This is a genomic window from Mesobacillus jeotgali (assembly GCF_900166585.1).
GTDB lineage: Bacteria > Bacillota > Bacilli > Bacillales > Cytobacillaceae > Mesobacillus > Mesobacillus jeotgali_A.
On the sequence record NZ_FVZC01000009.1, the window covers coordinates 411,544 to 424,822 of the forward strand.

Below are 13,279 nucleotides of genomic sequence, written 5' to 3' on the forward strand. Positions count from 1 at the left end.
AATCAAAAACATCCAAATATTGAACTTAAATAGTTTTTCTTGATAAAATAGAGGGAATTACTGATAAAAACCGCGAATTCAGATATACTCTAGTTATGGATTAGTCGTTTAAGGTAAAGGAATGAAATAACGCATGAACAATGAGACAGAAAAATCTTTGAAATTATTTATTGTATTGTCCAGAGCTTATCGGGCAGTAAATGAAAAAGTGAACAAAGTCATTCAGAAGAATGGACTAAACCCAACCGAGTTTGCCGTTCTTGAACTCCTGTATCATAAAGGGGAGCAGCCCCTTCAGCAGATTGGCGGGAAAATTCTGCTCGCAAGCGGCAGTATTACCTATGTAGTCGATAAGCTCGAAGAAAAGGGTTATCTAAATCGGGTTGCCTGCCCAAAAGATCGAAGAGTGACATACGCAAAAATTTCAGAAGACGGCAAAAAATTGATAGAAGAAATTTTTCCAGAACATAGTGCATTGATTCACGAATTAATGGACAGCCTGTCTGATGATGAAAAAGGCACTGCGATTGAGCTGTTAAAAAAGCTTGGATTATCTGTAAGCAAATATTAAAAACGGCAAATTGCCGTTTTTTTTGTTGTACGGAAAATCTCAAGGGCCTAAAAATATTTCGAAAATGCTATTCAAAAACAGGAAAAAAGGGACTGTTCGTAGAATAGGATGAAGATGGGTGACTTTCACTCTTATACAGATAAGGGGGCAATGGAATGAAATTTGAGCAATATACATATACGCGGCCGGAATTGGACGAAGTAACCAAAAAGTTTGACCAGCTGCTTGAACAGTTTAAAAATGCTGGGTCGGTTGAACAACAAAGTATCGCAATGGATAGAATCAATGGTTTGCGGAATGACGTTGGAACCATGTTCAATCTTTGTTATATCCGCCATTCAATTGATACGGAAGATGAATTTTATAAGCAAGAGCAGGATTTTCTCGATGAATTGGCTCCTCAGGTAGAAGGTCTGGTAACAAAATACTATGAAGCACTTGTGTCTTCCTCATTCCGTGCAGAGCTTGAAGCAAAATGGGGGAAGCAGTTGTTTGCCCTTGCGGAGGCACAGTTAAAACAATTTTCTCCTGAGATTGTTCCGTTGATGCAGAAGGAAAACAAGCTTTCAACCCAGTATACAAAGCTTGTCGCCTCGGCAAAAATTATGTTCGAGGGAGAAGAAAGGACCCTGGCGCAACTTGATCCTTTTACAGAGTCCAAAGATCGTGAAACAAGGAAAAAAGCCAGTGAAGCTAAATTCGCATTCTTTTCAGAGCATGGTGAAGAGTTCGACGAGATATATGATGAGCTTGTAAAAGTCAGGACGGAAATGGCGCATAAGCTTGGTTACAACAATTTTGTTGAACTGGCATATTACCGGATGTTCCGTACCGATTATGACAGCACCATGGTAGCCTCATTCAGGGAACAGGTGCAGAAATACATTGTGCCAGTAGCGACAAAACTCAAGGAACGTCAGAAGAACCGGATAGGCGTAGATGAGTTGAAATATTACGATGAGCCTTTTGATTTCAAGACGGGCAATGCTGCACCAAAGGGAAGTCCTGAGTGGATCATTGAAAATGGCGAGAAGATGTATGATGAGCTTTCCCCTGAAACAGGAGAGTTCTTCCGTTATATGATCGAAAACAACCTGATGGATCTCGTTGCCAAGAAAGGCAAAGCCGGCGGAGGCTACTGCACATTTATTGAAAACTATAAATCACCGTTCATATTTTCGAATTTCAATGGAACTTCAGGGGATATCGATGTCCTGACACATGAAGCAGGTCATGCGTTCCAGGTATATTCCAGCCGCCATTTTGAAATTCCAGAGTATAACTGGCCGACCTACGAGGCTTGTGAAATACACTCGATGAGCATGGAATTTTTTACATGGCCATGGATGGATTTATTTTTCAAAGAAGATACAGATAAATATAAATTCTCGCATCTAAGCAGCGGCCTTTTGTTCTTGCCATATGGCGTCTCGGTGGACGAATTCCAGCATTGGGTATATGAAAACCCTGAGGCTACTCCTGCCGAGAGAAAACAACAATGGCGGGAAATTGAGAAAAAATATCTTCCGCACAAAGATTATGACGGCAACACATATCTTGAAGAAGGCGGATTCTGGCAGCGTCAGGGCCATATCTACAATTCACCGTTCTATTACATTGATTACACACTTGCACAAATTTGTGCCTTCCAATTCTGGAAGCGTTCAAGAGAAAATCAGGAAGAAGCATGGAAAGACTATACCCACCTTTGCAAACTGGGTGGAAGTATGGCATTCACCGAGCTGGTTAAAGAAGCCAACCTGATCTCACCATTTGAAGAAGGATGCGTCCAGTCAGTAATCGGCGAGATTGATAGCTGGTTAGAATCAGTGGATGATAGCAAACTGTAAAAGAATTCAAAGCCTTGGGGCTTTGGCAAAGACTGCAGACAAACTCGATGAAAATCGGTTGTTTGCAGTCTTTTTTTCATATTCCATTGATTTAGAGGCGGCGGTTACTGTTGCATTGCCCGAAAAAAGGGGGCTGGGCTTAAAACGGTAAAATGAGAGTCGCTGCATTTCCTGAAAATTATAGAATGAGCTCAAATGGTAATATATCCATCGGAAACTGTAAATTAAATTTTAAAAGCCCGCATGAAGATGCGGGCTTCCATTTTACATACTGCGTTCTTTTTTCACTTGCCTGAAGAAAAACAATTCATATATGACCGGTATCAGGATCAGTGTCAGCAGGGTGGAGGAGGTAAGTCCTCCAATCACTGTTACTGCCAGACCCTTGGAAATCAGGGTGCCTGATGAGGTGGTGAGCGCCAATGGAATCAAGGCAGCGATGGTTGCGAAAGCAGTCATCAGGATTGGACGCAGCCTTGTAATTCCTGCTTCTATAAGTGCTTCCCTGATTGGCATTCCTTTTTCGGTTCGGTTTTGGCCGATTCGGTCGACCATGACGATTGCATTGGTTGTGACAATTCCAATCAGCATCAGCAGTCCGATCATTACACTTACTGACATCGGTTCATCTGCAATCCACAGACCAAGAAGCGAACCGATTGGGACAAAAATCAGGGATGACAGGATGATAAACGGAATCCTTGCCTGCCCAAAGGTGATGAGCATGGTTAAGTAGACAAGGCCGATGGCCACTACCATGGCAATTCCCAGTTGAGTGAATGTTTCAACCGTTTCATCACTTCCGCCGCCGCCTTCAAGTGACACATCATCTGGAAGGTCAATATCATTTTTAACACCTTCAATAACAGCTGTTGAAACAGCCCTGATATCATTTGCGTCAATCTGAGCAGAAACCCGGGCGAATATTTTACCGTCCAATTTTTGAATGGAGGTAAAGGCTTCTGTCTCAGTGATATCGGCGATTTCAGTGATTGGAACAGGTCCTTGTTGTGTAAAAATCATTGTGGTCTTTAAGTCATCGATTGTTTCAGTCTTTTCATCATAGGTAATCGAAACTTTGCGTTCCTCTCCATTGAGCTCCATTGCGCCAGCATCGATTGGCTTCGTTTTATCAGTGATCGTACCTAGAACCTGGAAGCCGGATACTCCCAGTTGTGCAGTTTTTTCCGGGTCGATATCAACTATTACTTGTTTTTGTTTTTCCGAGAAATTATTAGTTACATATTTTAAGTCGTCCTGCTTATTCATATAATCTTCGACTTCTGCTGCCGCATCCTGCAGGGCTGCAAGGTCAGTAGAATACAAGTCGATGTTGACGTTATTATTCGAAGGAGGGCCTCCTGTAGATTGTTCCTGAATTCCGATTTTTGCATCCGGCTCAATTGAAAGGACGATTTCTTCCATTTCTTTTTCGAGCTTAGGAATAAATTCTGAAACACTTGCACCGTCTCCAAGGGTGATAAAATAGTTCGCCTGGTTTTGGCGTTTTAGGCCAGTCTGGAAATCACGGCTGCCGATGCCAACGGTGACATCATTAATTTCTTTTTGCTCTGCGAACATATCCTCGACTTGCAGGGAAACTTCATTTGTTTTATCAATTGATGTCGAGGATGGCAGCTGGAATGTTGCCACCAGTAATTTTTGCTCCTCATTGGGAATGAAAGTGAAACCAAGTCCTTTGACAAGGAATCCTGAACCTCCGAGCAAGGCGATCGACAGGAAGATGACAAGAGCTTTATGGTTCAGAGACCATCTTATAGCAGGAGCATAAGCTCTTTGCATTGCCCCTTCTTTTTCTTCCGTTGGAACCTTCTTGAATGAGAACTTTGCCAGAATCGGTACGATTGTAACAGCTACAATTAAGGATGCGAGCAGCGAAAACACAATCGTCAATGCGAATGGCAGAAAGAATTCTCCTGTAATTCCGCCGACAAGACCGAGTGGCAGGAATACCACAACGGTGGTGATTGTTGATGAAGTGATGGCTTTCAGGATTTCCTTTGTTGAGTCCTGAATCAAATCATCTGTCATTCCCTGATTGGTTTTGCGGACTCTTCGGAAAATATTCTCAATAACAACTATGCTGTCATCTACGACACGTCCCACCGCTACAGCCATTCCGCCAAGCGTCATGATATTCAATGAAATATCCAGCTGATTCAGGAAGATTGACGAAATCAATAGAGAAAGAGGGATGGATACAATCGCGATAATTGTCGCACGGAAATTCCTCAGGAATATCAATACAGCAACTGAAGCAAACAGTGCTCCGAGCAACCCTTCCTTGACGAGAGTATTGACCGATTTTTCAATTCCTTCAGCAGAATCGAAACCAATTGCGTATTCGAGTCGGTCTTGATAGTTGCCGATTACAGCCATAACCTTGTCAGCCACTTCGACCGTATTCGCATCCTGCTTTTTCGTAATGGCCATTGATAAAGATTCTTTTTCGTTATAACGCGTGATTTCCGGTTTTTCAGTTACTACATCAATCGCCGCAATTTCATTTAATTTAACTGGAGGAGCATCAGCTGAGAATTTAGATTGAATGACCAGATTCTCCAGTTCATTGATTTTTTCTATTTTTTCCTGTACCCTTACCGGCACTTGGATTTCATTTTCATTCAAGTTGCCAGCCGGGAAGCTGAATTTCTTTTCGTTAAGTGTTTCTTTAATGTCATTCAGGCTAAGTGCCAGCCGGGCAGCTTTATCCTGATCAACGGTAATCTGGAGGATGTCCTCTGTCATGCCGCCAACAGATACACTGTTGATTCCCTGGATTTTGTTCAGTTCAGGGATTATTTCTTCGTTTACAAGCTGTTCAAGATCTTGATTATCTTTTGCGAACAGAGAGATATTGAATATCGGGAATGTTCCAAATGAAAAACGGTTTACATTAGTCGTTACATTCTCAGGCAGTCCGGCCTCCTTTATGAATGAGTTGACTTGTTGTTCCGCATCATCTAACTCAGTATTGAACGGGAATTCAAGATTGATGATCGCAATGCTTTCAAATGAAGAACTCTGCATTTTCTTGATTCCATCGATGCCTTTGAATTTCGTTTCAAGCTTTTCCGTTACCTGTTCATTGATATCCTGTGGTGAGGCCCCTGGATAGATGACTTCTACAGATAGCTGAGGAAATTCGATATTTGGCAGCAAATCAACTTTAAGCCTGGTGAAGGAGTACAGGCCGCCTAGGATCAGTAAAAATGAAATAATGAAAACAGCAAAAGCATTTTTAAGGCTGAATTTTGTCAAAAATCCCATGGAATTTTACCCCTTTTCTTTTATAAAAGCTATGACTCTATTCTATATGCCCTTTATATAAAATTCATTTTTAAACTGTAAAAAATAAAAAACCCGAAGTCTCAGACTCCGGGCTAAAAATAGTTTATTATGTTGCTTTGATGGTAATCTGATCATTTTTAATGGTCGCTATCAATTGTTGGGCTTCCGGTTCTTCCAGGATGAAGTCGGCAATGGAATCTTCCAATTGTTCCTGGATCGAGCGGCGGAGCGGGCGGGCGCCGAATGCAGGATGATATCCCAGCTCAGCCAGTTTAACCTTCACTTCATCTGTCACTTCAAGGCTGATGTTCTGCTCAGCAAGTGTGACATTGAGTTCAGTAAGCATTAGATCAACAATCTGAAGAAGGTGTTCTCTCTCTAGAGACTTGAATTCTATGATACTGTCGAAGCGGTTCAGGAATTCTGGTTTAAAGAATCCGCCTAGTGAATCAAGAATGTTTGATTCAGTGACTGCAGTGTTTTGGTCAAATCCTACTTTGATTGTCTTATAGCCGACACCAGCATTACTAGTCATGATAATGACTGTATCCTTGAAGCTGACAGTGCGCCCCTGGCTGTCGGTCAGACGGCCATCCTCAAGGATTTGCAGGAACATATGCTGGACATCAGGGTGTGCTTTTTCAATCTCATCCAGCAGAATGATGCTGTATGGGTTTCGGCGTACCTTTTCTGTCAGTTGTCCTGCTTCATCGTGGCCGACATATCCCGGAGGGGAACCAATCAGCTTGGAGACACTATGCTTCTCCATGTACTCACTCATGTCAAGCCGAACCATCGCATCCTTAGAACCAAATAATTCTTCAGCGAGAGTCTTGGTCAGTTCCGTTTTACCAACACCTGTTGGCCCTGCGAATAAGAAGGAGCCGATTGGACGGTTCTTCGATTTTAGGCCTGCACGGCTGCGGCGGATTGCTTTAGCCACCTTTTCTACAGCGTCCTTCTGGCCAATGACCTTGCTGTTAAGGTTGGCTGCAAGGTTTTTCATCTTCTCTTGTTCATCCTCTTGAAGCTTGCCGACAGGAATACCGGTTTTTTGCTCGATGATTTCCTGAATGTGCTGGACGGTAACAATGGGACGCTCGGAGTTACTGTCATTAGAAATCGCTTTTTCTAGCTTTGTTTCCTCATCACGAAGCTTTGCAGCTGTTTCATAATCTTCATTCTTCAAGGCAGCTTCTTTTTCTCTGGCAATTTCCGTGAGACGGCTTTCAGCGTCATTTTTGCCAGTGTAGCCTGTGAGAAGGTTAAGCTTGGAGCCTGCTTCATCCATTAAATCAATCGCTTTATCTGGCAAAAAGCGGTCCTGGATATATCGGTGAGAAAGTTGAACACAAGCCTTAATCGCATCTTCTGGGAAGCTTACCTGATGGAAATCTTCATACTTGGATTGTATACCTTTCAGGATTTCAATTGCCTCGTCCATTGTTGGTTCAAGGACATGCACTGGCTGAAAACGCCTTTCAAGTGCAGCATCCTTTTCAATTTGACGATATTCCTTCAAGGTTGTAGCCCCGACTACCTGAAGTTCACCGCGGGCGAGTGCTGGCTTAAGGATATTGCCTGCATCCATTGAGCCTTCAGCCGATCCTGCTCCAACAAGCTGGTGAATCTCATCAATGAAAAGAATGATATTTTTCCGAGCCTGTAGTTCAGAGATCAATTGTTTCATCCGTTCTTCGAATTGGCCGCGGATTCCGGTGTTGGATACCATGGAAGCAACATCGAGAAGATATACCTCTTTACCCTTCAATTTCTCTGGTACCGTTCCTTCGACGATCTTCAGGGCAAGTCCTTCTGCTATTGCTGTTTTACCAACACCCGGTTCACCAATAAGTACCGGGTTGTTTTTGTTTCTTCTATTAAGAATTTCAATTACACGCTTCACTTCTTCGTCACGGCCGATCACCGGGTCAATCAAGCCTGTCTTTGCGATTTGAGTCAGGTTTTTGCCGAATTGGTCAATAAAACCATTTCCTCCGCCAGCTGCTTTAGTTTCTGCCGCAGCAGGTTTGGGGTTCTGGGGACCGTTAATCAGATTCCCCGAAAATTGATTGAACATATCATTAAATGGCGAACCTCCAATTCCGTTAAAACCGGACATTGGGCTGCCAAAGGAAGCACCTAATTTCTCTCTCTCTTTTTGGTAGCATTCTTCACAGAGCATTAAATGCTTCTGGTTACCATTTATACTAACTTTAAATTGAATAGTGGCATGATTTTGCTGACAATTTTGGCAAAGCATTTAAATTCCTCCTTCAAAGTTTCTCTTTATGACCAATAGTCTTTTTGACTTTGACTATCTTTGATCATTTTAACTTTATTATACTTTGACCAAATTTGACTTTCAAGTTGTTTGCCTCCGGAAGTTATTGGAAATTTATCCAGACCTTAATTCTTTTAAAAAAACTAGCTGTATATATTGCTCCCTTTTAAAAAGCTCGTCATGGTTTGTCTATCCTTACATATATTGAAAAAGAGGGAGGGGAACGCTTTGAAAACAAATTGGGGTGCTGCCTTTCAAATTGCCGCAGTTTATGTCGGCACTGTGGTAGGAGCCGGCTTTGCTACAGGGAGAGAAATCGTTGAATTCTTCTCCAGATTTGGTTTATTTGGTTTAATCGGAATTTTTATGGCGGGATACATTCTTACATATATGGGTGCAAAATTGATGCGTATGGCTGCGGCCATAGGAGCCAGTTCTTATGAAGAAATGAACATACATTTATTCGGGAGGTTTTTTGGAAGGATCATCAATATAATGATGCTGTTCATGCTTCTTGGTGTTTGCGCTGTTATGCTTTCGGGTGCAGGGGCCGTGTTTGAGGAGCAGCTTGGATTGACAAAATCACTTGGCATCTTTGTTACCATTGCATTGTCACTTGCCGTCATGGTTGTCGGTTTGAAGGGTGTTTTTGCTGTCAATACCTTTGTTGTACCAATGATGGTCACATTCAGTTTGATACTATTTTTCCTGTCTGTTAAATTGCCCGGATTCATGGAACAGGTTGCCTTTATTCCCTATGCAGAGGATGGCTGGAAGGCCGTTATCGGCCCCTTTTCATATACTGCGCTGAATCTGTCGCTTGCACAGGCTGTGCTGGTACCTGTTGCGGCTGAGATGAAGGACGATAATACAGTCAAGTGGGGGGGAATAATTGGTGGAATCGCGCTCACAATCATTTTGCTTTCGAGTCACTTGACATTGATTATGCTTCCAGGGTTTGAAACATTCGGAATTCCGATGGCCGTGGTTATGAAGCAGCTGGCAGCCGGGCTTTACTGGGTTTTTGTTTTAGTCGTATACGGAGAGATTTTTACATCTGTAATCGGCAATATTTATGGTTTGGAAAGACAGATTCAAAAACATATTAAATTGCCAAGTATGCTCGTCGTGTCCTTTCTCTTCCTTATTTGTTATTTCATCAGTTTGATCGAATATGGGACACTTCTTTCGTTACTATATCCTGTTTTCGGCTATATCAGTTTAATTTTCATTATTTTATTATGGTTGAAACCAATTAATTTGAAGAAAAAATAAGGGCTCTTTTCTTAAACTTTGTTGCTATTGACTACAAAAAATTAACGCTTATTAAGAGAGCTTGCCAACTAAATACCGACCTGCAAAATGGCTTTTATCACGTTAACAACAATTTTTACGAAAACAGCCAAAATAAAAAAGAAGGGAATTCCCCTTCTTTTTAATATTATTTTTCTTCTTTCAAGATTGTCTTTGCCATTTGGGTGAAGGCATCACGGTGGTCAGCGCCTTCTTTGGTAAAAAGGGTAAGTTTCAAAGGCTGATCTTCGTTTTTAATAAGGTAAGTTGTGACAATGTCCGGACCGTTTTTTGTTTCCATCGCCCATGCATTTTTGAAGAATGGATCCTCAGGTGTTTCCGCTTCTTTTACCTCTGGTCCGACTGCAGCTAACTGGGCTTTTGAATTCTCTTCAACCAAGGACCATTCTGCATCAGCGGGGAGCAATTCGATTCTCATGAAAATGCTGTCATCTTCGTTCCACATCAGAACATCTTTGTTCGGCTCTTCTGCTGTCAATTCATAATCAGGCATGACATACATTGAATAGTTTTGATTATCATTGTACTTGAGGAAGCCAGTTTGCTGTTTCTCCTGGCCGTTCAAAGTATAGTCAAGGTTTTGTTCCATGATCCGGATCAGGCCCTCTTCCTGGTGCTTTTCCTGTTCTGCAGCCTGCTGATCTTCTTTCGCAGTTTCTGGTGCAGAAGCGGGCTGTGATTGCGGAGTCTGCTTATTTTTTTCAGATTGTTCTGCGCCACCGCATCCAGCGATCATAAATGCTGATAATCCGATGAGTGCGAATGGTTTTGCTAGTTTGTTCATGGAAAAATTGCCCCCTGTCATTTCATTTGCTGTTTTCTACAATTTTAGACGAAAAAAAAGAAAGAATGTTACAATCCTGTCGCTTTTCAAAATAACATGGACAAGCATACATAACAATAATAAAAATGACCCATAAGCCTGAAAGCGCATGGATCATTTTTAGCATTCCAGATTTCATTTGGAACAGGTGTTATCTTAGAGGAAGAAAAACAAACAATAATAGATCAAAGACAATATGGGAAACAATAATGAGTGGCATGCTCCGTTTCCATGCATATAAAATGCTCCAGGCTAGTCCGGCGATCACTGCAGCAAGAACCAGAATGAACTGTCCAGAATAGAGGTGGACAGAGGCATATAAAAGCACCGATAGACCTATAGTCATTTTCATTCCAAAAAATCTGCTCAGGCGTTTTTGAATAAAACCACGCCAGAATATTTCCTCACCTGGAGCTATAATCAATACCAGGACAATATAATGCCATAATAAATCTGGAGAGAATCTGCTGTACAGGCTTGAAATCTGACTTGAAAATGGGATATTAAGCAGCTCGATCAAAAAGCTGCCTAACCAAAAGAGCCCGAATAATCCTGCTCCCGAAGCAATCCCTATTGTTAAGAATGAGAGGGCAGATGTATTGTCCTCTATTTCCTCATTAATGATGGAGTAGCTGATAAGAACAAGCATTGTAGCTGTGAATATATACCAGAATACGTTTTTATCTTCGAAGGTAAAAAACATCAGCAGATGCGCGATCAAGATACCTGTAATCAGTCTGCGATCCGCCATCCAATTCTTCATTCTTCAAAAACCCCTTTCCACAAACAAAATTTATTGTACCAAATAATTCATTAAAGTTGTAAGGAAATGATTTCTACCAGATGGGGAATGTTAAGACTGAACGATAAAAGATAGGAGGGAATAGCATGTCTCAATCAAAGCGTGAGAAGGAGCGCAATTGGACAGTCCGCAAACAGGAACAGCATCCTCATGGCAAAGTGAAGTCATACAAGGAACTGGCTGGCAAAGAAACAAAGGAATAAGATAAAGTTGCATTCTATTAAGTAAGAGTTATGTTGGAATTCAAAACCAGCCTGTACATTTCTGAAAAAGCGTTAAAGTCAGATCAAAAAGAATAAAAAGCAGCCGGGGCTGCTTTTTATTCAGTGATTCCAGTATATTAATAGGCTGTTTCTTTTACAATCTTATAGTTTTTATGATTGATCACTGTGCGCTGGTCGAGTTCCAGATCCCTAAAATTGTTCATATAAGTTAAATCAACAATTACAGAATTCTCATTGACCTTCTCCACAATTCCCTGTAATCCTTCTTTGAATTCGATTACATTTCCAACTTCAGCTTTCTTCAAATAACTCGCTCCTTCGTCATAATTCGAATTACTAACATTTTGCCTTAAATATTATTAAGCGTAAAGGAAAATGCGTGATAAATTTAAAATGTTCACGAAATTTTCAAATTTAAAAGTTAGAAAATTCAATATATAATACTTATTATATATATAAATGTCTTTTCCATCTAGAGGAAATTTTTAATGCATTTACTATTTAATCAATTCGGATCATTCAGATGCCAACTTAGGAATTTGCAAATTCAGCATTAGAAGATAAAATAGTTTTAACTTAGAAGTGACAAGGGGTGTAGGATTTGGACAAGGAACAAGCTTTTAGGATGCTTGAAAGCCTGAAAAATAGAGAAGTTGAAGAAATATTTGTTGCAAGGCAGGATTTTATGAACTTCCGAGAGGTGCTCGTGAAAAGGGATGACTTTAAACATTTTAGAGGGATTGCTCAAAGAGGCGGGGATGTAATCTATCAATATATGGATGACCCAAGGAGCTGACCTAAGGTACACAAATCAATTAGAGGAAAAATGCACTATGACTATTAGTGGAATAGTAGTAAAATATTAAAATAGACTGATGAGGTGAACGCAGATGGAAACTTTGTGCCCGAAAAAAATAAAGGAAGAAATCGAACAAAAACGAAGAGAAATGATTTTTTCGGCAAAGGAAACTGGTTTTCAAAGCGGACAGACCATTTCGGCCAGCCAGGAGCTTGACCGGCTGTTAAATATTTTTCAGGAAGAACTTCAGGTTTTGCCAAAATAACATCAAAGGGACACTCAAGCAGTGTCCCTTTTGTTCTAATGTGAACTTCTTGTCCTAGAGGGAGATATAATGATTAGAGGGGGATTAGGGATGAATTTGATTTATAAGCTTGAGCAGCTCAAGGAGGAAATAGGCAAGGTTGTAGTCGGGCGGAACAAGGAAGTAGACATGATGGTTGTCTCCCTTTTGAATGATGGCCACATTCTTATGGAAAGTGTCCCGGGAACAGGAAAAACGCTTCTTGCGAAAACATTCGCAAGCTCCATATCTGGCAAGTTCTCGAGGATTCAGTTTACACCTGACGTTTTGCCAAGTGACATAACAGGAATTCAGTTTTTTAACCCAAAACTTCAGGAGTTTGAATTAAAACCAGGGCCAGTTGTCACTAATCTCCTGCTTGCAGACGAAATCAATCGTGCTACACCAAGAACCCAGTCCAGTCTGTTGGAAGCAATGGAAGAACATCAGGTAACAATCGATGGACATACTATTCCCTTGAAAACTCCGTTCCTTGTAATTGCAACACAAAACCCTGTGGAATCCCAGCAAGGTACCTTCCAGCTGCCAATCGCTCAATTGGACCGTTTCTTTATTAAACTTTCTCTTGGCTATCCTGAAATAGATGAGGAAAGAGAGATGATTAAAAAACATCGCTTTGGAACTGGTACCATTGAAAATAAGGCTGTTTTTAATGAAGATGACATTCTTTATCTTAAGCAGGAACTTAAAAATGTCACGCTATCCGAGGTGGTTCAGGAGTATTTATTAAGGCTCACAAGGGAAACAAGGAATCATGCTTCAATCGAATTAGGCATCAGTCCGCGGGGAACGCTCGCTTTGGTTAAAGCGGCGCAAGGCTTTGCGCTCATTAAGGGACGAAACTATGTTTTGCCTAATGATGTGAAAGAAATGGCTCCATTTGTGTTAGCCCACAGGATTTATCTATCCGCGGAGGCCTCCTTGACGAAGACACCTGAAAAGGTAGTTGAGGATTTGCTGGAATCCATCGCCCTTCCGGTAGAAGCTGAGGTTTGA

General features: G+C 41.3%; 12 protein-coding genes. 7 read left to right on the forward strand and 5 right to left on the reverse strand.

All coding sequences use genetic code 11. From position 1 onward, the window contains the following. The first annotated feature begins 133 nt into the window (after positions 1-133). Together B5X77_RS12035 and B5X77_RS12040 are read left to right on the forward strand one after the other, a co-directional pair. Positions 134-571, forward strand: a complete 438-nt coding sequence (locus B5X77_RS12035) for a MarR family winged helix-turn-helix transcriptional regulator (protein WP_079508228.1) — start codon at positions 134-136, stop codon at positions 569-571. 155 nt (positions 572-726) lie between these two features. Next, positions 727-2,421 (forward strand): M3 family oligoendopeptidase, encoded by a 1,695-nt coding sequence (locus B5X77_RS12040; protein ID WP_079508229.1) that lies wholly within the window; start codon positions 727-729, stop codon positions 2,419-2,421. 264 nt (positions 2,422-2,685) lie between these two features. Here the strand turns inward: B5X77_RS12040 and B5X77_RS12045 are convergent, their stop codons facing one another. Both B5X77_RS12045 and B5X77_RS12050 read right to left on the reverse strand, forming a co-directional pair. Continuing rightward, a complete protein-coding gene (locus tag B5X77_RS12045) occupies positions 2,686-5,712 on the reverse strand; it encodes an efflux RND transporter permease subunit (RefSeq protein ID WP_079508230.1) in 3,027 nt (1,008 codons plus the stop codon). Positions 5,713-5,839: 127 nt separating this feature from the next. Then, positions 5,840-7,996, reverse strand: a complete 2,157-nt coding sequence (locus B5X77_RS12050; RefSeq protein ID WP_079508231.1) for an ATP-dependent Clp protease ATP-binding subunit — start codon at positions 7,994-7,996, stop codon at positions 5,840-5,842. A gap of 249 nt (positions 7,997-8,245) precedes the next feature. Between B5X77_RS12050 and B5X77_RS12055 the strand changes: the two genes are divergently transcribed. Continuing rightward, positions 8,246-9,292, forward strand: coding sequence for a YkvI family membrane protein (locus B5X77_RS12055; protein ID WP_079508232.1), 1,047 nt, complete (start codon positions 8,246-8,248; stop codon positions 9,290-9,292). A 166-nt stretch (positions 9,293-9,458) separates the two neighbouring features. Here B5X77_RS12055 and B5X77_RS12060 read toward each other — a convergent pair whose 3' ends face one another. Together B5X77_RS12060 and B5X77_RS12065 are read right to left on the reverse strand one after the other, a co-directional pair. Continuing rightward, positions 9,459-10,115 carry a hypothetical protein gene (locus B5X77_RS12060; RefSeq protein ID WP_079508233.1) on the reverse strand — a complete coding sequence of 219 codons (657 nt, stop codon included), beginning with the start codon at positions 10,113-10,115 and terminating at the stop codon, positions 9,459-9,461. A 190-nt stretch (positions 10,116-10,305) separates the two neighbouring features. Then, entirely contained in the window at positions 10,306-10,917 is a 612-nt protein-coding gene (locus B5X77_RS12065; protein ID WP_079508234.1) for a CPBP family intramembrane glutamic endopeptidase, read from the reverse strand. Between the two features lie 125 nt (positions 10,918-11,042). Here B5X77_RS12065 and B5X77_RS23730 point away from each other — a divergent pair, with 125 nt between their 5' ends. Then, complete coding sequence (locus B5X77_RS23730) at positions 11,043-11,159, forward strand: DUF6254 family protein (RefSeq protein WP_257391800.1); 117 nt, start codon at positions 11,043-11,045, stop codon at positions 11,157-11,159. Between the two features lie 137 nt (positions 11,160-11,296). Here B5X77_RS23730 and B5X77_RS12070 read toward each other — a convergent pair whose 3' ends face one another. Further along, complete coding sequence (locus tag B5X77_RS12070) at positions 11,297-11,485, reverse strand: YkvS family protein (RefSeq protein WP_079508235.1); 189 nt, start codon at positions 11,483-11,485, stop codon at positions 11,297-11,299. 296 nt (positions 11,486-11,781) lie between these two features. Here B5X77_RS12070 and B5X77_RS12075 point away from each other — a divergent pair, with 296 nt between their 5' ends. From B5X77_RS12075 to B5X77_RS12085, 3 genes are all read left to right on the forward strand, one after another. Further along, the gene (locus B5X77_RS12075; RefSeq protein ID WP_079508236.1) at positions 11,782-11,976 is read left to right on the forward strand and encodes a hypothetical protein; all 195 of its coding nucleotides are present in this window, start codon (positions 11,782-11,784) and stop codon (positions 11,974-11,976) included. A 94-nt stretch (positions 11,977-12,070) separates the two neighbouring features. Continuing rightward, entirely contained in the window at positions 12,071-12,244 is a 174-nt protein-coding gene (locus B5X77_RS12080) for an aspartyl-phosphate phosphatase Spo0E family protein (RefSeq protein ID WP_079508237.1), read from the forward strand. A 90-nt stretch (positions 12,245-12,334) separates the two neighbouring features. Beyond that, complete coding sequence (locus B5X77_RS12085) at positions 12,335-13,279, forward strand: AAA family ATPase (protein WP_079508238.1); 945 nt, start codon at positions 12,335-12,337, stop codon at positions 13,277-13,279.